The following is a 20,020-nucleotide window of genomic DNA, read 5'->3' as shown; positions in this document are numbered from 1 at the left end:
AACCCTTTAGCGGTGATTCGCTCCTACAGCTTCGGATATATGTGCATACCCGTCACGTTTTAGTAATTCTCTCAGGCCGGCATGCAGTCTTCGATTCACTTCAGGGCCCTCATAAATGAGTGCTGTATAAATTTCAACCAGGGATGCTCCAGCGCGAATTTTTTCATAAGCATCTTTGGCAGTGAAAATCCCCCCAGAGCCGATGATCGGCAGTGAGCCACTGGTCTGCTGATATATCCTTGAGACGATCTCTGTGGATCGCTCACGCAACGGCTTACCGCTAAGTCCTCCGGTTTCTTTTGCATTTCCGTGACTTAAACCAGCCCGGGACAATGTTGTATTCGTCGCAATAATGCCGGATACTCCACTTCGGGAAATCGTATCCACCATATACTCAAGCTCCTCGTCGCTAACGTCTGGAGCGATTTTCACGAGAACTGCTTTTTGCGTTCCATGGAGCTGAGCCTGATGTGACATCTCACTCATGACCGCATCCAGCAATGAGGACAGCTCACTGCCATGCTGCAAGCTCCTTAAATCCGGTGTATTCGGAGAACTGATGTTCACAACAAAAAAATCTCCGTATGGAAACAACTCCCGAATACAGGCTTCATAATCGCCATGTGCTTCTTCATTCGGTGTCACTTTGTTTTTCCCGATATTGACGGCTACCGGAATCCGCCGCTCTTTAAGCAGGGATAATCGGCGAGCCATCGCTTCTGCGCCTTCGTTATTGAACCCCATCCGGTTAATTAATGCTTCATCCGGAGGGAGCCTGAACAACCGAGGAAGCTCGTTGCCTGGCTGTGCCTTAGGTGTCACTGTGCCTACTTCCATAAAACCAAAGCCGATGGAAGAAAATCCCCTTACAGCTTGCCCGTTTTTATCCAATCCAGCTGCAAGGCCTATCGGTGTAGGAAAATGCAACCCGAATAAGTCTACTGCAAGGTCGGGTGTTTCGTTCACTCCGTATATCCCGCGCATGGCGGCCTCAGCCCCAGGCAGCAGCGATGTGCGCCCGAGCCCCCCTACGACAAGATGGTGAGCTTTTTCCGGATCCAATTTGAAAAATAAAGGCTTGCCTATATTGCGGTACAGCACATCCATTCTTCCTCTCATGGCTTATAATTTCTCTATCACTCAGTTTATCTGTTTCTGAAGTAAAAAGAAAGTTTTCTTACCTCTTTTGGGCACCTACCCTCTGTCTCATGTTATAGCATTTTTTGGACAAACCCTTTACAATGTAAGGGAATTAACGACTATTCAAAAGAAGAGGGGTATGGACATGTCAGCTAAGCGCAGACCACCGACACTGCAGCAAAAAAAAGAAGAAGTTAACAAGAAGGCCATCCTGTGGATCGGCACAGGTATCACACTGCTGATCATTCTGATCATCGTTCTGATCATTATATCCCAGCCTTAATCCAGCCAATTATAAAGCTTTTTGGGGTTCGTCTGGCCTTTGGTATGTTTGAGTGTAAAGCGCTCATCCGGTATGACCAGGCCATTTGGTAGAACCCCTTCCTCAATCCTCACTTTGGTTCCCATGGGCACGAGGTCGAACAGCTCCTCCACATCCTCTCCATACATGCGGATGCATCCTTCCGATTCATTGCCACCAATACTCCCAATATCTTGAGTACCGTGAATCGCATAATTGGAATCCGATAGCTGCATCCCACGGGAACCATAGATGCCGTTTGCAGACCCGTTTGGATTCATTACCTTGTCGCCGATGTTAAAATTGCCCAGCGGGGTTTTATTGTCACGGCCAAGCCCAACCTCATAATTTCTAAGCAAAACTGAACCACTAATTACCCCTAAACGGTGATTTTTGCGGTCTATAATGACCTCCAGCCGCTTGGTGAAAAAAGCCTGACCATCCGGGGATGAACCAAGGCCTTCCGGCATCTGCTGTCCTACTGTTTTTTTCTTCTTATGTATACCATCTTTATCTGCGGCACCATTGCCGGTTAGAATCGGAAACAGAATCTTCATCGCTGGTGATTTTCCAGAAAGCCAGTTGTTCGGAAACGGTCTCATCAGCTCATCCAGACTTCCAGGGAGTTTACCGTTTCGCTCACGGTAGCGCTGTATAGCCTCTGTTAGAACAGCATTCTGTACCTGTACATCCGCCCAACGTTCTGCAGGACCTTTCAACTCGGTACCATCTGCTGGAGTACAATCGCAATCTGCCCGGCTTCCCTCGTAGGGCTGTATTCCAATCACACCGCTTGTATCCCGATAAATGCCGTAGAGGATCGGCATGTTCTCAGACCATATCTCCCAATTCCCTGACCGTTCCATTCCGAGAGCCACTGTCCACGGCGGCAGCCGGTCCGGTTCGGTCAGCAGCTGAGGCAGCACACTGGACCAGCTTTTCCCACGAATTGCCGTAGCGGTAAATAAAGGCCCCTTTCGATCCTTCTGAACTTTTGCATCGGCTATGGCCAGATGGATCTCATCTGGATTATTCACCTTAACCTTTGCCAGGCTTGCTCCCGGCCCTCCCGGAGCGTTCACTGAAGGAAGCATAATCAGAAGCATCAATACGGCTGTCAGAAGTATACGCCGGATTCGCTTTCCTCTTTTATCCTTCTCCCTCTCGATCTGTAAAAGCCTAAACTCGTAATTTTTCCATATATCTGAAGGAACTTTACTTAGTTCAAATGCTTCATACACTTCTTCAGCACGGTTAAAGCAGTAATTTGCTTTTCCTTGCTCCCCGTTGGTCTCGTAATCCTTCCCGAGCAGGTACCAGGCCATTTTATTGTCAGGATGTGTCTCCACATAGCGCTTGAGGTGCAGCGAATTGTTCAACATGAGAGCCTCCGTCTGTTCTTTTTTCATATATTCTGTTTATCGGCACAATGTCCTCCATTATGTATTATCCCATTTACATAACCTTACAGATGTAATTCTGTGCACAAAAAAACAACGTCCCTGCCCAATGAGAGCAAAGACGCCTAAGTCACTTCCTTATAATAAAACCTGCGAACCCGTCCGCAGAAAATGATTACTATTCGTTAAAAGGCTCGTCCGCAATCCGAATGGAATCCGTAGGGCATCCGTCACATGCATCTTCCATGTCTTCATACATGTCCTCAGGAATTTCAGTTATTCCCCGGTTGTTGTCACCTTCATAAATCACTTCAGCAAGACCCTCGTCATCGTAATCATAAATATCGGGTGCGGTTGCTCCGCAAGCGCCGCAAGCAATGCAGGTATCTTTATCTACCCATGTGTACTTCGCCATAGTTTCCTCTGCCTCCTGTATATCTAGAACATAGCTAACGGTGCACATTATGCCCTGCACCATCTACATATTAATACAATTTTTTTGGTAACACAAATGATTTTCATAAGATTTCCCACTAGGAAGCGCTTATTCCTGTTCCGGTTTGCGATCTGTGTTTCTAACAAAATCCATCTGCAGAGAAGTTCCCCTGACTTTATGATTACGGATCAGAGCCGAGGGATCGTCCCCAAGCATTCCAGCCGTCAGCACTGCACTTTCCCCAAATTTGTTACGAAGCTCGTCCATCACCTTGGTTAGTGATTCCTTCTTTGGCTGTTTTTCATAATCAAAAAGGTCCATCTGGATTGCCGAGTCCTCACGCGATGTTAGCTGCTGTAGCGTAATCCCAAGCAATCGTAGCGGCTGTTCCCGGGTCCAATGCTTCTCGTACAATAAACAGGCTTCCCGGTAAATATCTTCTGTATTCTCCGTAGGTGTGGCAAGCTGGCGTGATCTTGTAATAGTCTTCATGTCCGGTGTCCGTAGCGTAATTTGAACGCCTCCTGCGATCAGTTCCTGTCTTCTGAGACGCCGTGCCACCTGATCGCTCAGATTAAGCAGTACACGTCTTACATCCTCCGGAGAAGTAATATCTACGGGCAGCGTTGTTGTATGGCCAATCGATTTACTTTGCTCCCGCTCAGCATTGACCAGGGAATGATCCAGACCGTTTGCCGCTTGCTTCATCCAATTTCCCATGACACCAAAAGTACCGGTTAGCAATCCTTCGTCGGCCGCTGCAAGCTCGCCTATGGTTACGATATTCAACTTCCTCAACTTGTCCGCCGTCTTGGAGCCGATACCGAACAGTTCCGCGCAGGGACGGCCCCACAGCACCTTCGGCACATCCCGGATGCGAAGCACCGAAATGCCGTTCGGTTTCTTCAGATCGGACCCCATTTTGGCCAGCAGCTTATTTGGGGCGACACCGATTGAGCATGGGAGCGACAACTCCTCCCGAATTCGGCTCTGAATTTCCTCCGCAATCTGAAGCGGCGTCCCGAACTGCTTGGAGCCTGTAATGTCGAGATAGCATTCATCAATAGAAGTCGCTTCAAGCAGTGGTGTATAGGCATATGCTATATTCATGAATGCATTGGAATATTTGCGATATAAATGAAAGTTTGGCTGGATAAGAATCAAATCCGGATAAATCTTCAGCGCCTGACGAACATTCATCCCGGTACGGATTCCCATCCCGCGTGCCGCATAGGAGCAAGTAACAATAACCCCTTTGCGAAGCTCCGCACTGCCAGCGACAGCCGTCGGTTTCCCACGATAGAGTTCCGGCTCCTCCGCCTCGTGAACAGAGCAATAAAAAGCGTTCATATCCACATGAAGAATGACACGGCCGCTTGCCGGATAATAATCGTTAATGTTTCCCACGATAGATTCCTTCTTCTTTCATAATTTCTGACTCCTCCAGCATACCGTTCCCCGTGAGTTAGGGTCAAGAAAGGGCCAGGACGAAAAATTTCAATTCTTTGTCACTTTGCCGTAAAGAAATGCTATAATGACAACATTATATCACTTTCACGGTCCATCCCGGACTCGCAAAAGGAGGACATCATGTCTAAGTCTATTTCCATCTTTGATACGACACTTCGCGACGGTACCCAAGGCGAAGGAATCAGCTTGTCGGCGGATGACAAGATCAAAATCGCCAAAAAGCTGGATGCTCTTGGTGTCCACTATATTGAAGGCGGCATCCCGGGAAGCAACAGCAAAGACATCGAGTTTTTTAAAAGAGTACAAGAACTAGGTCTGACTTCCAAAGTAACAGCTTTCGGCAGTACACGCCGCAAAGATTCCATCGCAGACCAGGACGCGAACTTGCACCGGATTTTGGAATCCGGCGTAAGAGCAGCAACACTTGTTGGCAAATCATGGGACTTTCATGTTCACACCGCCCTTCAGACCACTCTTGAAGAGAATCTCGCCATGATTTTTGATTCCATTGCTTATCTGAAACGGCAGGGCCTTGAAGTGATTTTCGATGCGGAGCATTTCTTCGACGGATTCAAGAACAATCCGGAGTACGCTGTCTCTGTTCTGTCCAAAGCCCGTGAAGCCGGGGCCGACTGGCTCGTCATGTGTGATACCAACGGAGGCAGTCTTCCTCATGAAGTACATGGAATCGTAACTTCATTAAACGGTCTCCTGCCTGGAGCCCCGCTCGGTATTCATACCCATAACGATTGCGAGTTAGCTGTTGCGAATACACTAAGTGCTGTGCAAGCCGGTGTAGGACATGTTCAAGGAACAATGAACGGATACGGGGAGCGGTGCGGCAATGCCAATCTGTGCTCCATTATCCCGAACCTTCAACTTAAGCTCGGCTATGATTGCATTGGCGAAGATAATCTTCACCATCTCACGAACACCGCACGTTATGTAAGCGAGATCGCTAACGTTAACATGCCTGTGAACCAGCCATACGTCGGTAATGCGGCATTTGCCCACAAAGGCGGCATTCATGTCTCTGCCATTTTGCGCGATTCTAGAACGTACGAGCATATCGAACCGGAGAAGGTTGGCAACAAACAGCGGGTACTCGTCTCCGAGCTTGCAGGACAAAGTAACATTGTATCCAAGGCGCATGATATGGGACTCGCTTTCGATCCAAGCAGTGAGCAATACAAGCTTGTCATCGGCAAAATAAAGGATCTTGAGCATCAGGGTTATCAGTTCGAAGGTGCGGATGCTTCTCTAGAGCTTCTCCTTCGGGAAGCGAACGGTGAGTTGCAGGAATTGTTCACCTTTGAATCCTTCAAAATGCTGGTAGAGAAAACAGCAGGCCGACCGGTTGTATCCGAGGCTTTCGTGAAGATTAATGTGGCAGGGCAGAGCATTTATACAGCCGGGGAAGGTAATGGACCTGTAAATGCGCTGGATAATGCACTACGAAAAGCGCTGCTGCAGTATTTCCCTTCCTTGAAAGACATGCATCTGTCGGACTACAAAGTACGTGTACTGGACGATAAAGACGCTACAGCGGCCAGAGTACGGGTGCTGATCGAATCTAAAAATATTGAAAATTCCTGGAATACGGTCGGTGTGTCAGGCAATGTCATTGAAGCCAGCTGGGAAGCGCTTGTCGATAGTATGCGGTATGCGCTACTGGGACAGATTTCACCCTCAGAGACCGAAGGCGAATCCTTACCGCGGCAGGGAATCGTCAACCATTAAACCAAACGCCTCAGTATGCAAAGAGCACGTTCCCTTCTCATTTTCGGGAGCGTGCTCTTTTATGATTGCTCAAGATTTAATGAGCTTTTTAATCTTCTTCTCAAGATCTTCCGGGTCAGGCGCTCCCAGAATGATTTCCGTAATGACACCTCTACGGTCAATCAGAACGTTGGTCGGAAACACTTTGCCCTTATAAACATCCTCAAACACCTTGCCCTCCTGATCGAACATAATCGGATAAGTCAGGGCAAAATCCTGAACAAACTGCCGTGCTTTTTTCTCATTATCATATTTCGTGACGTTAATCCCGTAAACATCCAGGTCCTCTGCGTATGCAGAAGCAAACTTCGACAGCTCCGGCGCCTCTTGCTTACACGGATCGCACCAGGAAGCCCAGAAGTTAATAATGAGCGCTTTGTCTCTTACTCCGTCGCCGGTGTATGTTTTGCCGTCCAAACCTTCCAGTGAGAATGCGGGTGCAAGCAAACCTGCCTTTGCGCCGGTTTCGGTAGGCAGAGGTTTCTCAGCCATAAACACGGATTCAATCTTGTCCCCGGCCTGGTTATAGATCACCAAGACCCCTGCCAGTAAAAGTATTGCCAATATGGTCAAATTACGCTTCATGGGTAGTTTCCTTTGCTGATAGACTTTTTATAGTCACTATTGTACCCTGAATAGCATAACTTTCAAACCAAGATTAAAATGAATATCAACATAGAATATAAAAGGAGAATAAACCATGGAAGTTTATACTCACGAAGATTTTTCAATACAGCTTACTGCCGAGGTTTTTCATAAGATAAGTAAACAAACCTTTACCTGTTTACCCGAAGAGGCATGTGGCGTACTCTTAGGTAACCTTTCAGAAAGACATCTGCTCATGGATGACTATATCCCTATACGTAACACTGCTGCTGACCCACGGCATCAATTCTCACTAGATCCTGTCCAATGGACGTCTCTCCTGCTTAAGAAGCACCGTATATTTGGCTTGTTCCACAGCCATCCAAGCAGCCTCCCGGTTCCCTCTCAGGATGATTTACACCAGCTGCAATCATTTGGCGGTCTGTTCCATGTGTATTTCATAGGATCGCCTCAGAATTCACAGCCCGGAAATCTTCTCCTGCAAGCTTACCTGATTGTCAAAGATTGTTCATCACCGCAAGCCACATCTCCGTCATCTCAAGAAAGTAACCGCTGGATGTGGTCATTAAGACAGGAAGACTACACCTTATTGCGCTCCACTTAAGTATACATACAAATCACCCAAGGTCTCTGCATGTCCTCGTCGCTGAACTTCTTCCAGATAGGTGGCCCAGAGCTTCGCGGTCATAACCGCATCACATAACGCATGATGACGGCCTTGTACCGGGATGTTCCTATGTCGAAGCAATTCGTTGAGACTATAATCTGGATAGCTGGGAAATAAATGCTGAGCCAACATCATCGTATCCAACAAGCGGTGAGTTAAACGTACCTTTGATGTTTTCCAAAGGGCTGCGTTCAAGAACGCTCGATCATGGCCGGCGGCATGAGCCACAAGTACCCTTCCTTCGACAAATGCCATAAAATCATGCAATCCGTCCATCAAGGAAGCGGCAGCATCGACCATCGGTTGCGATATTCCGGTCAAGCCCGTAATATGCTCCGGTACAGACACACCGCTGTTAACAATCATATAAAAGCACTTATCCTCGGTAATTTTCGTCCCATTTGTTCGCACAGCTCCAATGGACAAAATTTCATCACCATGCTGATGTGAGAATCCGGTCGTTTCCAAATCGAACACTACAGTTTCCAATTGATTCAGCGGTATGCCCAGCATCTCAGGCCGTCTTTGTTCCCTCATCTGAGAGCGTATATAGGCGATCTGCTGAGCCGAGGGGGTCCCTTTCATGGATGCAATCGCCGAATTAATATCACCCATACGCAAAGACCGCCAAAATCCGGCTCCGGACTCTCTCGGATCCTTCACAGTCCTTTCCTCTCCGCAAAACGCAGTTCTCTTTGAAGTGAACGGTGTACTCGGCGAACCACACCTAAGGTATCTCTCAGCTCATATTGAACCTTTTTGTTCTTAAGCTGTTCTTTAAGCATATAACCGCTGCTGCCTATGAGCCCGTCTTTCATGTGCAATGAGGTCTCCATCCTCATCCTGAGAGCTACTTTTAAGGCATGCTGTACATTTTCCAGCAGCAGTCCGCCCCCTTCGAGGAATATAATCTGCTCCATCCGTTTTATCGATGAAGATTCCGTTATTCCCCGCTGCAAGGCCAATGTACGGATACTGTTCACCAAGGGAATATACAGGCCGTATTTGCGGACGGTGTTGCGAAGGAGTGCTGGAATGATGTCTGGCTGCTGCAAAACACAACTTCGATAATATGCCTTCCAAGACTCTGACAGTTCCCTACTGCCGGCAATATGTCTCATGTCGGAAGCGATGATAAAAAGTCGGGTCGGTTCCCATGCGTGATCAGAACTCCACTCCGAAAGCTGCTGTTTCCAGGCTGTAAGTGACAATCTCCAGATCGGCTCGGAGCACATAACCTTTCCTGTACATTTCGGATATCCCGCAACCTCAAGAATGTCAGACAAGCAGCTTCCGAACTTCTCGAAGTAGATTTCTGCCCCTTCCTCCAATTCATCACCGACAATCAAACCGTTATCCTGGTCACTCCACAATGTGGCCTCTTGTCTGCCAGCACTTCCGAATGCAACAAAAGCATAACGGACTGGGGGCCGGCCGAAGCCAGCCTCTACCATCATCTGTTCACATAACACAGCTGCGTGCTGCCCGATTTCATCATGCATCCGGTTGACCCAGGAGATCCAAGTATCCAGATTCGTATCACTTTTCATTTCTAAAAGTTTGTTTTGTCCGGCTATCCGAGCATTTCTCAATTCTCGCTCCGTTCTTGCCTCCAGTATTTCCGGAAATTCCGGGAATAGATCTTTCGATTCCAGAGGTTTCATATTGCGCCCCACCCTACAACGAATTTCTCCGTTCTGCTACATTGCCGATTCGCTTCCAGATGCTGTTTTGGGTAAATTCCGCAATTCAGCAGGTTTAGACTCCGATTCTGCAAACAGCTTCATTTGTTCAGGATAGCCATACGTTCCATGCTCACTAATATCCAACCCCATAAGCTCCTCTTCCTCAGTAACCCGAAGTCCTATCGTCATTTTGATCAGCCCAAGAATCAGGAAGGAGATGACCAGCACGAAAGCAAAAGTTCCGATTAAACCGAGAAGCTGCACGCCGAGCTGTCTAAAACCTCCGCCATAGAACAGCCCTGCATTACCGACGCCTGTTATTTCAACAAGTCTAGGTGCGGCGAATAGACCGGTAGACACCGCTCCCCACATACCTGCGATACCGTGTACAGAGAAAGCATATACAGGATCATCTACTCCTTTGCGCTCAAACCACTGTGCAGAGAAAAACGTGATACTACCGGCAACCGCCCCGATTACAACAGCTGCCCAAGGTTCAACAAATGCGCAAGCTCCTGTAATTGCGACAAAAGCGGCCAATACGCCGTTCAGCATGCTCGGAATGTCGGCTTTTCCAAGAACCGCCCAAGATATGAGCAGAGCAGCCAGTGCACCCGCAGCCGCAGCGATATTTGTATTCAAAGCTACAAATCCGAAAAAGCCGTCCATCAATGCCGAGATCGTGCTGCCTGGGTTGAATCCGAACCATCCGATCCAAATAATCAGTACACCCAGAACAGACAAGACTTGGTTGTGACCAGGAATGCTATTTGGTTTACCATCCTTATTGTATTTGCCAAGACGAGGCTTAAGCAGAACCGTAGCAACCAAAGCTGCCGTAGCACCCGTCAAATGAACTACCGTTGAACCGGCAAAGTCCTGCATACCGAGGCTTCCAAGCCATCCGCCGCCCCAAACCCAGTGAGCAACAACCGGATAAATGACAATCGTAAATAAAATACCGAATATGATATACACGCTTAACTTTGCCCGTTCCGCCATACCTCCACATGCAATCGCAAGCGATACGGCAGCGAATGAAAGATGGAACAGAAACATAATCGTTGTCGGCACATCATAGGCGGATAATGAGCTGAAGGATGCCGCCATGTTGTCTCCGCTTAGAAAGAAACCTTCTAATCCGAAAAAACTATTGCCGTTTCCGAAAGCCAGCCCGAATCCCAAAGCCCAGAAAGCGACGACACTAATACCGAAAGTCAGCACCGTTTTACCCGCAACGTGACCAGCGTTCTTCATTCTTACCGAACCTGCCTCAAGCAGTGCGAATCCGGCCTGCATAAAGAATACGAGCAACGCAGCCAGAAAAACAAATACCGAGTTTAAACCTGCTTGCAGTTCAACGTTTGTCGCTCCCTCATCAGCAAAAGCGCTCACTGGAAAAGCGATCAATGTACCCATCGCAATTAAAGAACCTAGCCATCTTTTTTTCATGCTCCCACTCCCTTTTGTCATATAATCTAACATCATAAAATTATTAATGTCATTATAATCAGTGGGAAATCAAGTTGGCAATGGATTTTAACAAAACTGTCGTAATAATCCATCATATATGTAAGATAATATAACATTAAAATTATTCGGAATAAAGAAAGCGTTTAAAAAGCATGACGTTTGACTGTATGGTTCACGATCATGTATCATATTTCTATTAGGATTTAATATCATAATCATACAGGCCTGCGAGGTGATAAAACGTGAGAAGTTTGAGTGCACGCATGAATCTGTATCGCATTGGTGAGTTGGCAAAGGCTGCCGGAATCAGTGAAAGAACCATCGATTATTATACGAAGCTTGGTCTTATCCACCCCGAGAAGCGGACTTTAAAAAATTACCGTCTGTACAGTCATGAAACCTTAAACACGTTACAACGTATTAATCAACTAAAACAAGAGAAATATACCCTCGAAGAGATTAAAGATACGCTGGAGCGTTGGAAATCGGTTGCTGAGGATGCTGAAGTCACGGATAAATTGACCAAACTGGAAATTCAAATCCAGCAGCTTGAACGGGATGTCAAGGAACTTAACCCTCTGCTGAAAGACTTAAAGCCGAATCAGGCACGCGCAGTGTTAACCAATATCCTTCCGAAGGGAGCGGCTTGTATCGAGTCGCTGCAAATATTACTCAATCAATTTACTCCCATGTAATACCTATACTAACTATGGAGGTATGATCAATGTCTTTTGACCCAATGTTTATTCTTATTATAATCGCATTTATTTTCACACTAGTCGCACAGTTCCGAGTGAAAGGAACGTTTACCAAATGGGCTAAAGTAGAAAATTCGAGTGGAATGACAGGCTACGATGCAGCTCGTCATATGCTCGACAGCAACGGTCTCCACGATGTGCCGATTGAGCCGGTACCTGGCGCTTTGTCTGACCACTACGACCCAATACATCGTGTTGTGAGATTGTCCGAACCCGTCTACTATGAGCGTTCAATTTCTGCTGTCTCTGTTGCCTGCCACGAAGTTGGTCACGCAATCCAGCATAAAGTAAGCTATCCGATGCTGGTTGCCCGTCACAAGATGTTTCCAATCGTTAACTTTGCATCCGGTATCGCGCCTTTCTTGTTCATCGCTGGATTCTTGTTCCAAGCCTTCAACCTGATCGGCCTCGGCATCATTTTCTTCTCGGCTGCCGTTGCTTTTCAGTTGGTTACTCTGCCAGTCGAATTCAATGCCAGCAACCGTGCTCGTGAAATCATGGTATCCGAAGGCTATATTTCAAACGAGGAAGAACGCGGTGTAGCCAAGGTACTGAACGCCGCAGCCTTAACCTATGTAGCTGCTGCCCTTCTGTCCCTGCTTGAGTTGCTTCGTTATATTATGATCTTTTTAAACAACCGCGATTAATCTCTCAGCTTTACAATAATAAAAAAGGTTACCGTTCATCATGAACGGTAACCTTTTTGTGTATAAGATAATTAATCTAGTACTAAGAGCGGGACGGGGTGCTGTCTTTGGTTGGCTGTGCAGCCGGACCAAGACCGAAATATTGCAATAGAAACGTCCGAAATGCCTGAGCGACTGGCGGTAGCTTCTCATCAGCCCGATGAATAAGCCCGATTGAGCGGGTTACTTTCGGTTCTGTGATGCTTACTCTCGCCGGCTGTAGCGGATTTGTCTGGAACAGTGCCATTTCCGGCAGCAGACTTACTCCCATGCCCGCAGCGACCAGACCTCGGATGGTATCCGTTTCCTCTCCCTCAAAAGCGATTTTCGGAGTAAAGCCAGCCTCCAGGCAGGCATGCCACACAATCGGGCGAAGAGAATAGCCTTTGCTGAAGAGTACAAAGCGCTCATCTTTAAGCTGTTCCAGCTTGATGCTCTTCTCACCCGCAAGCGGGTGATTAGGAGGCAGGATCGCGAACAACTCCTCAGTCAGTACCACATCTCCCCCCACCTGATCATGACGCTCAGGGAATGGAGATACAAAAGCCAGATCAACTTCCGCAGAGATGACATCCCGGATCAGCGTTGGGAACATGCCCTGTTTGAAGCGGAACTTCACATTCGGATAATTCTTCCGAAATTCCGCCACGACAGACGGTATCAGATGAATACCGAGGCTGTGGGGAAATCCGATCCGGATCTCCCCCTGCTCCGGATCCAGAAATTCATGAATTTCTATTACCGCACGGTCCAGATCTTTCATAATACCTTCTACCCGTTTACAGAACAACTGGCCGACAGGTGTCAGCTGCAGGTTACGCCCCTTCTGCATAAACAGATTAACACCGAGCTCTTCCTCCAACTGATGAATCTGCCGGCTAACCGCAGACTGGGCCACGTGAAGCTCTTCTGCCGCTTGGGTAACGTGTTCCTTCTGCGCAACCTTTACGAAGTATTGTAACTGTCTTAATTCCACGCGATAATCGCTCCATTCTTAATTCCCTTGCTACTTTTACTTATTATCAAATACAATTTGACCGCGCCCTTACCGGGTCACATCTGGCGTTGTTTTCCGAGACGAATCAGCAGGCCATAAATAAAGAAACCGCAAACCATTCCACTTAAATGAGCCACCATGCCGATTCCAGGGGCAAACGAAAAAAGAATCCCCATTATAAGCAGAGTATAGAGCATCTTTCTAGAAGCTTCATCCATCATGTTGCGCTGGAATAAGGCAATATACAGAAACGCTCCATACACCCCGTAGATCGCGCCTGAGGCTCCTACAAGCAAAGTCAATTCACCTATCTTGTCATAATAGGAAACACTGACTATGTTCCCCAAAATACCGCTTAACAGGTAGAGCAGCGCATATTTGAACGTACCCAATATCCGCTCCAGCGGCGGCGCGATCACCAACAGACCAAAGCTGTTAAAGAACAAGTGATCGAATCCATTATGCAAGAAAACAGCTGCGATATACCGCCACCATTCACCACGGAACGGTTCTCCATTCGTAACAGCTCCATATTCCAGCAGTGTCCCATTGTTTGTCGATCCGCCGTTAAACGTCAGAATAAAGAACATAACGAGGTTCGCAATTAACAACAGTGAGGTGAACGGATAATAACGTAGGTAGCTTTTCCAATTTTCATACCGAATAAATATCATGGCATCCTCCTATCCCGTTATCGGGCACAGGATATCCTTAGGTGGACATTCCCTTTTTAAAAAGATTATAATGTACCATGAACCTGATCACCAAACTTAGATATTCAAGGAGGAGATTTTTCATGGCTCAAGAACGTACAGGCGTCACTACATTTAAAGGCAACCCTCTTACTCTCATCGGACCCGAACTTCAGGTAGGCGACACAGCTCCTGATTTCACGGTCAGCAAAAATCTGCTGGAAGACGTATCTCTTAAGGATTTTGCAGGCAAAATCAAGCTGATCAGCGTCGTTCCTTCCCTCGACACCGGCGTATGCGATGCTCAGACCCGCCGCTTTAATGAGGAAGCAGCCGGACTGGGTGATGACGTAATCATCCTAACTGTTAGCGCGGACCTTCCATTCGCTCAAGCACGCTGGTGCGGAGCAGCTGGTGTAGACCGTGTCATTACATTGTCTGACTACAAATCACGTTCCTTCGGGCAAGCCTACGGCGTGCTCATTAAGGAATTCCAGCTCGACATGCGCTCCATCTTCGTTGTAGATCAGAACGATAAAGTTACTTATGTGGAGTATCTCGGCGAAATGACCGAGCACCCTAACTATGAAGCAGCCGTTGAGGCCGTTAAGTCTCTGCGATAATTATATTCTGCTTACATATTAGCCACACTTTTAAAGCGGGAGAGCAGCTCTCCCGCTTTTTCGTGTTTAACTATCGATTTTATACTTGTTGAGCTTTTTGTCCAAAACTGAAAATAAATTTAAAATAACGCGATAGTTAGCTCCCAGGTCACCCAGAGAGCCGCGGGAAGCCGAATACATATCGACAGCGGACCTTACTGGATTGGTTCCAAGCACCGATACCGTAATATCCAATGTACGTCCGAATGAGGTTTTTTTCTCCAATGTAATTTCTCCGACTGAAGGCACCTCATGAAGCACTTTGTAACCCGGAATTTTTTTGAGCGTTGAGGATACTTCTTCAAAACATTTCTCTTTAGAGAGATTGTAATAACGCGTTTTCAGCTTGGGGTCTTTAGCACGGTCGCTTGTGCCGTCATAGCTGCGCACGATACCCGTTAGAACTCGTTTTAATGACAAAGACCGTTCCTCCTTTATAAATGACCGTTCCCTTTTCACTCTCTAGTGTATCAATTGTTTATGCTTTCAGCAAACCTTTATTGTATTTATATACAGGATCTTATAATTTCAAAAAAGCGCCCCTTACCTTCGACGAAATCGAAGGAAGAGGCGCTCATTCATAAGCTAAATAAAAACCCGCCTATGCCGTCCGGTAACATTGTCTTCGAACCTGCGTAAACAGGTGGGTGACCTCAGATTCGTATATGAATTCCCCTTGTCGTATAGACAGGGCTTTTCAGCCACGAAACGATGTTGATCTCCCGAGACATCGTCATTGGTTCAAAACAACGGAATACCGAAACGCACATCGCAGGATGTAGTCTTATTATAGGGGCTTTATTCGAAAAAGTAAACCCTATGATTTTCGTGATTTCGACTCTTTTTCGTCGGATTTAACATTATCCATGCTTTCCAGCAAAACTTGTTCCGCCGATTCTTCCTCTTCAATCTGCTTCAGGCGTTCTGCCTGCTCCTGCATTTTCAGGTATGTCGCATAGAAATTAAAGAAAGCAAGCAAAGCCATCAGAGAGAACAGGAAAAAAACGAACAGCACCGGCATTTTCGTGCCGATAAATACCAAGACAGCGCATCCAGCCAGCGTCGAAAAAACACGAAACGGACGGATCAGTGTAAGCAAGATCGCATTTTTTAGCAGTTGGCGGGTCTTCATTTCATAATGAACGGTCATCGAGAAGAAATTGAACATGGAAACGAACAATACAAGAAGCAGCACCAGCATGACAATTCCAACAAGCTGGAAGTCTTTAAGCTGTGTCATATACACGGTGTAGTCAATATACATAATGACAAACAGCAAAGTATATACAAAACCGCCGATCATCGCTTGTTTGTAGTTTTCCTTATACCCCTTGAAAAATGTCTTAAAAATCGGAATATCCGGATCACCCATAACCCATTTTCTCACAACCGTAAACATTGCTGCTGTTGCGGGGAATAGCAAGAACGGGGCCAATATCCCCATGATCCAATTCGCTAGAATCTGCTCATTGTGTGCATTCGGCGTCTGCATCGCCATCAAGAACTTTGTCAGAAGCATAAATAAAAATGGCGAAGAACATAAAGCCCACAAAATATTGGTAAAAGCGATGCGGGTTATCCATTCGGTAACTTTATATAAGCCACCCATGGCTCCTTTCATTTCCAAAACGTTTCCTCCTCACTCAATCACATGCATGTATCTAATAATATACCTTATTTTGCATACCCATGACCAGAGCCTAATTTACAGAGGATTTGGGTTGACGTCCAATCCATCCATGCCATCTCCCCATAATATATGGACGTAATCATAAACAACCATTAACAACCACAACCTTACGGTAAAGGAGTTGAATATTCATGTCCTGTTGTGCTGGCGGCGGTTATGGCTTCGGTTCTACTGTAGGGATCGTTCTGGTCCTCTTTATCTTGCTGGTTATCATCCTGCGTTCTTTCTTTATCTAATAATGATCTAAGTGCGTCTAATAAGGGTGCTGTTACTCCGAAGTTTATACTTTCTTATCTCTAAATCAAAAAAAGACGGAGCCGCCGCTGTATAGCGGGTGCTCCGTCTTCCTTTATTGCTTACGCATCAATCAAAGCCGATTAACCTCTGTAAGAATCGTCACCGCTGCGGTTAGGGCGACGGTCTCCGCTGTTACTCCGAGGCTTGCGGTCTCCGCTGTTGCTACTGCTACGGTCACGGTTGTAGCCGCCACTGCCGCCATCACGTCCGTAGCCGCCTTTGGAGTACCCTCCGCGTCCACCGTTTCCGCTGCTATTGCGATCACGGTTGTAACCACCGGAGTTGTTGCTGCGACCATAACTACCGCTAGGCTTGCGTCCACTACGGATATCCGGTTTCCGACGCTTCGCGCGAATCGGATCTTCCGGTGTAAGCTGTACATCCGCTTCTTTTTTGGTGTCGCCAGTCAACAGTTTCATCGCTGCTGCGAGTAATTGTACGGAATCATACTGCTCCAGAAGCTGAATAGCCAAACCTTTGTATTCGTTAAGCTCAGCTTTCTCAACGACATCAAGTACACGTTCCGCAGTTACGCGCTGTTTGCCCTCGATAGCTTCTGCCATCGTTGGAAGCGGCTTACGCGGAATACGGTGACGGGTTACCCGTTCGATGAAATGAAGGTGATCCATTTCCCGTGGAGTTACGAAAGACCATGCCGTACCTTCTTTACCAGCACGGCCTGTACGGCCGATACGGTGTACATAACTTTCAGGATCCTGCGGAAGGTCAAAGTTCACAACATGTGATACGCCCGATACGTCGAGACCGCGGGCAGCTACGTCGGTTGCTACCAGGACGTCAATGCTACCGTCACGGAATTTACGCATAACTGTATCACGCTGATGCTGGGACAGGTCACCATGCAGTCCGTCTGCAGAGTAACCGCGTTTCTGCAATGCTTCTGCCAGTTCATCTACCCGGCGCTTGGTACGTCCAAAGACGATGGCAAGTTCAGGAGATTCCATGTCGATCAAACGGCTCAGAGCTTCAAATTTCTGACGCTCAGGCACTTCAATGTAAGCTTGGTCGATCAATGGCGCACTTACGTGCTTAGGAATAACAGATACATGCTCAGGGTTTTTCAAGAATTGCTGGGCAAGCTTCTGAATGTTAGGGGGCATTGTTGCCGAGAAGAGCATTGTTTGGCGTTCGTCTGGAACGAGCTTAAGAATGGACTGAATGTCATCCATGAAGCCCATATCCAGCATTTCATCCGCTTCATCCAGAACAACGGTCTGAACATCATCCAAACGGATCGTTTTTCTGTTAATGTGGTCAAGTAAACGTCCTGGTGTACCGATAATAATTTGAGGCTTCTTTTTTAAAGCCCGAATTTGGCGTCCGATGTCTTGTCCGCCGTAAATTGGGAGGGAACGGATTCCTTTAAAACGGGATAATTTACCGATTTCCTCAGCTACCTGAATAGCCAGTTCCCGGGTCGGTGCCATAACGAGAGCGACAATGCGATCCTCATCTTTGGAGATCTTGTTGATCAGGGGAAGACCGAATGCTGCAGTTTTACCTGTACCGGTCTGTGCTTGTCCAATCATATCTTTTCCGGAGATCGCAATCGGAATGGATTGGGATTGGATCGGAGTGGCTTCTTCAAAGCCTAGCTCTGTTATTGCCTGGAGTACCTGAGGCTCCAGACCAAATTCTGCAAATGTTTTCAATAGGTTCATGCTCCTTCTATCTAGTGGACATCCCACTTTCTTCTCTGTATTCTTAAGTAGCGGTAACGTTTATAGGCTTTCCCGGCCCGCAGGATTTTCTGCATGAGGTGGACCGTTTTTTTATTGCCGCCAGTCCATAGGTCGGCTAATGTATAATCATCCTGTTAAGCATGCAAAGTTTTCATTGTAACGAACTACTCAAGAATATCCAACACATTATATCACAAAACAATTCTGGAATACCAGCAAGCTCCTATAACTAATACTACTTGAAGAGGTGAAGCATTTGATAAAACAGATATGGAGCTATCTCGCCATTTTGTTCGGCGGGATCGTTATTGCATGCGGCTTTAACCTATTTCTCATCCCCCATCATCTACTCAGCGGCGGTGTTTCTGGACTAGCCATGCTGATTGGTTATTTTTCCCCTTTTAATATTAGTGTCATGTACTTTGTACTTAATATCCCGATTCTGATTGCCGGGTGGATTAAGCTTGGCAAACGGTTTATCTGGTTTAGTATATTGTCCGTTATCGTTGTCACTTTATTGCTGGAATTTATTCCTGTTAAAGCTGTCGCTTCCGATATGCTGCTCTCTGCTGTATTTGGCGGAGTTTTGGTCGGTCTTGGCGGCGGATTATCTTTTCGGGTCGGCGGCTCCACAGGCGGCTTTGATATCATCGGTTCCCTTGTGACGCGTTATCGTGATTTCCCGGTCGGGAATGTGCTTGTCGGAATGAATACTTTGGTTATTTTGGCAGTAGCTTATATGGAAGAGGATTGGAATCTAGCCTTAGCTTCCATGCTTTCCATTTACGTTACCGGAAAGATCATTGATCTTGTCCACATTAGCCACATTAAAGTTACGTTATTTATTGTGACCGACCAGACGGAAGCGCTACTTGAAAAATTGCTGAAGCGTCCACGCGGTGTCACAAAGATTAAAACCGAGGGAGCCTTTAGCCACAAGGAAAAAGATATGCTGATGACCGTAACAACCCGCTATGAGCTTGCCGAGTTAAAAACAATCATTACCGAGACGGATCCTGAGGCTTTTGTTAACGTTGTGGAGACTGTAACGGTCATGGGACAGTTCCGCAGGAGTTAGTTTTCCCCATTTCAAGAGATAAAGATTAATAATTATGGTATAATATTAATGCGCGGTTCCTACAATATTCATGAGGTATTCTTAACCCAGCTTCCCAGGCAATTTTTATTAGCTTTTCCGTTTTACTGCAGACGTCCTGCCTAACCTAACGTCAAGGAAGGAAAGGGTGATTTTTGTGGAGATGGAAACTGTAAAACTGTCAGAAATCGTCTTGAAATGGTTTCCGGACATGATGCCTTTCTTTAGACAGAACGAGCTGAATTCCATGATCGTTCTAAGGGATGGGCTGAATATTCTGGAAGAGGACGACGCCTTGGAGATTATTCAATACAGCATTTGCGAGCATCAGAATCAAGCTTACCTTCATTAAATCGTGATCAAAAGTCACAAGATTTTGCAACAATGCCGTTTTTCCCGGAATGTTTCGTGGAGAAACGGCATTTTTTATCCTCGATAAAAGTGGTTATCTTCCGCACTTCAGACATTTCCGTTTAAATTAC

The 20,020-nt window shown here is 46.7% G+C and carries 22 protein-coding genes and 1 other RNA gene; 9 read left to right on the top strand and 14 right to left on the bottom strand.

Annotation, left to right across the window (positions count from 1 at the left end; translation table 11 throughout):
• Positions 1–6 precede the first annotated feature (6 nt).
• On the bottom strand, positions 7–1,101 hold the full coding sequence (locus B9N86_RS07730; protein WP_208920154.1) for a quinone-dependent dihydroorotate dehydrogenase: 1,095 nt from the start codon (positions 1,099–1,101) through the stop codon (positions 7–9).
• A 184-nt stretch (positions 1,102–1,285) separates the two neighbouring features.
• Here B9N86_RS07730 and B9N86_RS07725 point away from each other — a divergent pair, with 184 nt between their 5' ends.
• Positions 1,286–1,423: a hypothetical protein gene (locus tag B9N86_RS07725; protein WP_208918500.1), complete on the top strand. Its 138-nt coding sequence runs from the start codon at positions 1,286–1,288 to the stop codon at positions 1,421–1,423.
• Here B9N86_RS07725 and B9N86_RS07720 read toward each other — a convergent pair.
• The 3 genes from B9N86_RS07720 to B9N86_RS07710 form a co-directional block, all read right to left on the bottom strand.
• On the bottom strand, positions 1,420–2,850 hold the full coding sequence (locus tag B9N86_RS07720) for a L,D-transpeptidase family protein (RefSeq protein WP_244562996.1): 1,431 nt from the start codon (positions 2,848–2,850) through the stop codon (positions 1,420–1,422). The two genes, B9N86_RS07725 and B9N86_RS07720, sit on opposite strands and share 4 nt — an antisense overlap.
• A 169-nt stretch (positions 2,851–3,019) precedes the next feature.
• Positions 3,020–3,256, bottom strand: coding sequence for a ferredoxin (locus B9N86_RS07715; protein ID WP_208918499.1), 237 nt, complete (start codon positions 3,254–3,256; stop codon positions 3,020–3,022).
• 129 nt (positions 3,257–3,385) lie between these two features.
• A complete protein-coding gene (locus B9N86_RS07710; RefSeq protein ID WP_208918498.1) occupies positions 3,386–4,684 on the bottom strand; it encodes a DNA polymerase IV in 1,299 nt (432 codons plus the stop codon).
• A 183-nt stretch (positions 4,685–4,867) separates the two neighbouring features.
• Between B9N86_RS07710 and cimA the strand changes: the two genes are divergently transcribed.
• Positions 4,868–6,487 (top strand): citramalate synthase, encoded by a 1,620-nt coding sequence (cimA, locus tag B9N86_RS07705; protein WP_208918497.1) that lies wholly within the window; start codon positions 4,868–4,870, stop codon positions 6,485–6,487.
• Positions 6,488–6,556: 69 nt separating this feature from the next.
• On the opposite strand, the gene B9N86_RS07700 is transcribed toward cimA, so the two are convergent.
• Positions 6,557–7,111: a TlpA disulfide reductase family protein gene (locus B9N86_RS07700; RefSeq protein WP_208918496.1), complete on the bottom strand. Its 555-nt coding sequence runs from the start codon at positions 7,109–7,111 to the stop codon at positions 6,557–6,559.
• 115 nt (positions 7,112–7,226) lie between these two features.
• Between B9N86_RS07700 and B9N86_RS07695 the strand changes: the two genes are divergently transcribed.
• A complete protein-coding gene (locus tag B9N86_RS07695; RefSeq protein WP_208918495.1) occupies positions 7,227–7,736 on the top strand; it encodes a M67 family metallopeptidase in 510 nt (169 codons plus the stop codon).
• Here the strand turns inward: B9N86_RS07695 and B9N86_RS07690 are convergent.
• Genes B9N86_RS07690 through B9N86_RS07680 form a run of 3 tightly spaced genes read right to left on the bottom strand, consistent with a single transcriptional unit; the run spans position 7,719 to position 10,936 of the window.
• Positions 7,719–8,462: an exonuclease domain-containing protein gene (locus tag B9N86_RS07690; protein WP_208918494.1), complete on the bottom strand. Its 744-nt coding sequence runs from the start codon at positions 8,460–8,462 to the stop codon at positions 7,719–7,721. The genes B9N86_RS07695 and B9N86_RS07690 overlap by 18 nt on opposite strands.
• Positions 8,459–9,463, bottom strand: coding sequence for a DUF294 nucleotidyltransferase-like domain-containing protein (locus tag B9N86_RS07685; protein WP_208918493.1), 1,005 nt, complete (start codon positions 9,461–9,463; stop codon positions 8,459–8,461). Before B9N86_RS07685 ends, B9N86_RS07690 begins: the two co-directional genes overlap by 4 nt.
• Positions 9,464–9,499: 36 nt before the next feature.
• Positions 9,500–10,936: an ammonium transporter gene (locus B9N86_RS07680; RefSeq protein ID WP_208918492.1), complete on the bottom strand. Its 1,437-nt coding sequence runs from the start codon at positions 10,934–10,936 to the stop codon at positions 9,500–9,502.
• A gap of 284 nt (positions 10,937–11,220) precedes the next feature.
• Between B9N86_RS07680 and B9N86_RS07675 the strand changes: the two genes are divergently transcribed.
• Complete coding sequence (locus B9N86_RS07675) at positions 11,221–11,652, top strand: MerR family transcriptional regulator (protein ID WP_208920152.1); 432 nt, start codon at positions 11,221–11,223, stop codon at positions 11,650–11,652.
• 29 nt (positions 11,653–11,681) lie between these two features.
• On the top strand, positions 11,682–12,362 hold the full coding sequence (locus B9N86_RS07670; protein WP_208918491.1) for a zinc metallopeptidase: 681 nt from the start codon (positions 11,682–11,684) through the stop codon (positions 12,360–12,362).
• Positions 12,363–12,444: 82 nt separating this feature from the next.
• On the opposite strand, the gene gltC is transcribed toward B9N86_RS07670, so the two are convergent.
• Together gltC and B9N86_RS07660 are read right to left on the bottom strand one after the other, a co-directional pair.
• On the bottom strand, positions 12,445–13,377 hold the full coding sequence (gltC, locus tag B9N86_RS07665; protein ID WP_208918490.1) for a glutamate biosynthesis transcriptional regulator GltC: 933 nt from the start codon (positions 13,375–13,377) through the stop codon (positions 12,445–12,447).
• A gap of 77 nt (positions 13,378–13,454) precedes the next feature.
• Positions 13,455–14,072, bottom strand: a complete 618-nt coding sequence (locus B9N86_RS07660; protein ID WP_208918489.1) for a rhomboid family intramembrane serine protease — start codon at positions 14,070–14,072, stop codon at positions 13,455–13,457.
• A gap of 122 nt (positions 14,073–14,194) precedes the next feature.
• Between B9N86_RS07660 and tpx the strand changes: the two genes are divergently transcribed.
• Positions 14,195–14,713 carry a thiol peroxidase gene (gene tpx / locus B9N86_RS07655; protein ID WP_208918488.1) on the top strand — a complete coding sequence of 173 codons (519 nt, stop codon included), beginning with the start codon at positions 14,195–14,197 and terminating at the stop codon, positions 14,711–14,713.
• Positions 14,714–14,779: 66 nt separating this feature from the next.
• Here tpx and B9N86_RS07650 read toward each other — a convergent pair whose 3' ends face one another.
• From B9N86_RS07650 to B9N86_RS07640, 3 genes are all read right to left on the bottom strand, one after another.
• The gene (locus tag B9N86_RS07650; RefSeq protein ID WP_208918487.1) at positions 14,780–15,172 is read right to left on the bottom strand and encodes a DUF1499 domain-containing protein; all 393 of its coding nucleotides are present in this window, start codon (positions 15,170–15,172) and stop codon (positions 14,780–14,782) included.
• A gap of 170 nt (positions 15,173–15,342) precedes the next feature.
• Positions 15,343–15,533: non-coding RNA, 6S RNA (ssrS, locus tag B9N86_RS07645), on the bottom strand.
• A 36-nt stretch (positions 15,534–15,569) separates the two neighbouring features.
• Positions 15,570–16,379 (bottom strand): YesL family protein, encoded by an 810-nt coding sequence (locus tag B9N86_RS07640; protein WP_208918486.1) that lies wholly within the window; start codon positions 16,377–16,379, stop codon positions 15,570–15,572.
• Between the two features lie 194 nt (positions 16,380–16,573).
• Between B9N86_RS07640 and B9N86_RS29955 the strand changes: the two genes are divergently transcribed.
• On the top strand, positions 16,574–16,678 hold the full coding sequence (locus tag B9N86_RS29955) for a YjcZ family sporulation protein (protein ID WP_210190649.1): 105 nt from the start codon (positions 16,574–16,576) through the stop codon (positions 16,676–16,678).
• 141 nt (positions 16,679–16,819) lie between these two features.
• On the opposite strand, the gene cshA is transcribed toward B9N86_RS29955, so the two are convergent.
• A complete protein-coding gene (cshA, locus tag B9N86_RS07635; protein WP_280174976.1) occupies positions 16,820–18,412 on the bottom strand; it encodes a degradosome RNA helicase CshA in 1,593 nt (530 codons plus the stop codon).
• A gap of 286 nt (positions 18,413–18,698) precedes the next feature.
• On the opposite strand from cshA, the gene B9N86_RS07630 reads away from it, so the two are divergent.
• Both B9N86_RS07630 and B9N86_RS07625 read left to right on the top strand, forming a co-directional pair.
• Complete coding sequence (locus B9N86_RS07630) at positions 18,699–19,520, top strand: YitT family protein (protein WP_208918484.1); 822 nt, start codon at positions 18,699–18,701, stop codon at positions 19,518–19,520.
• A 181-nt stretch (positions 19,521–19,701) separates the two neighbouring features.
• Positions 19,702–19,890: a hypothetical protein gene (locus tag B9N86_RS07625; RefSeq protein ID WP_244562995.1), complete on the top strand. Its 189-nt coding sequence runs from the start codon at positions 19,702–19,704 to the stop codon at positions 19,888–19,890.
• Positions 19,891–20,020: the final 130 nt, after the last annotated feature.

This window comes from Paenibacillus uliginis N3/975 (assembly GCF_900177425.1).
GTDB lineage: Bacteria > Bacillota > Bacilli > Paenibacillales > Paenibacillaceae > Paenibacillus_AQ > Paenibacillus_AQ uliginis.
This window is presented reverse-complemented; position numbering and strand designations above follow the sequence as displayed.

What these genes read in the sequence shown, in the direction of transcription:
- B9N86_RS07675 (WP_208920152.1), top strand. Translation starts at nt 11,221, where the DNA reads ATGAATCTGTATCGCATTGGTGAGTTGGCAAAGGCTGCCGGAATCAGT.
- B9N86_RS07625 (WP_244562995.1), top strand. Translation starts at nt 19,702, where the DNA reads ATGGAAACTGTAAAACTGTCAGAAATCGTCTTGAAATGGTTTCCGGAC.
- tpx (WP_208918488.1), top strand. Translation starts at nt 14,195, where the DNA reads ATGGCTCAAGAACGTACAGGCGTCACTACATTTAAAGGCAACCCTCTT.
- B9N86_RS07685 (WP_208918493.1), bottom strand. Translation starts at nt 9,463, where the DNA reads ATGAAACCTCTGGAATCGAAAGATCTATTCCCGGAATTTCCGGAAATA.
- B9N86_RS07670 (WP_208918491.1), top strand. Translation starts at nt 11,682, where the DNA reads ATGTCTTTTGACCCAATGTTTATTCTTATTATAATCGCATTTATTTTC.
- B9N86_RS07715 (WP_208918499.1), bottom strand. Translation starts at nt 3,256, where the DNA reads ATGGCGAAGTACACATGGGTAGATAAAGATACCTGCATTGCTTGCGGC.
- B9N86_RS07695 (WP_208918495.1), top strand. Translation starts at nt 7,227, where the DNA reads ATGGAAGTTTATACTCACGAAGATTTTTCAATACAGCTTACTGCCGAG.
- B9N86_RS07700 (WP_208918496.1), bottom strand. Translation starts at nt 7,111, where the DNA reads ATGAAGCGTAATTTGACCATATTGGCAATACTTTTACTGGCAGGGGTC.
- B9N86_RS07680 (WP_208918492.1), bottom strand. Translation starts at nt 10,936, where the DNA reads ATGAAAAAAAGATGGCTAGGTTCTTTAATTGCGATGGGTACATTGATC.
- B9N86_RS07725 (WP_208918500.1), top strand. Translation starts at nt 1,286, where the DNA reads ATGTCAGCTAAGCGCAGACCACCGACACTGCAGCAAAAAAAAGAAGAA.
- cimA (WP_208918497.1), top strand. Translation starts at nt 4,868, where the DNA reads ATGTCTAAGTCTATTTCCATCTTTGATACGACACTTCGCGACGGTACC.
- B9N86_RS07660 (WP_208918489.1), bottom strand. Translation starts at nt 14,072, where the DNA reads ATGATATTTATTCGGTATGAAAATTGGAAAAGCTACCTACGTTATTAT.
- B9N86_RS07720 (WP_244562996.1), bottom strand. Translation starts at nt 2,850, where the DNA reads ATGAAAAAAGAACAGACGGAGGCTCTCATGTTGAACAATTCGCTGCAC.
- B9N86_RS29955 (WP_210190649.1), top strand. Translation starts at nt 16,574, where the DNA reads ATGTCCTGTTGTGCTGGCGGCGGTTATGGCTTCGGTTCTACTGTAGGG.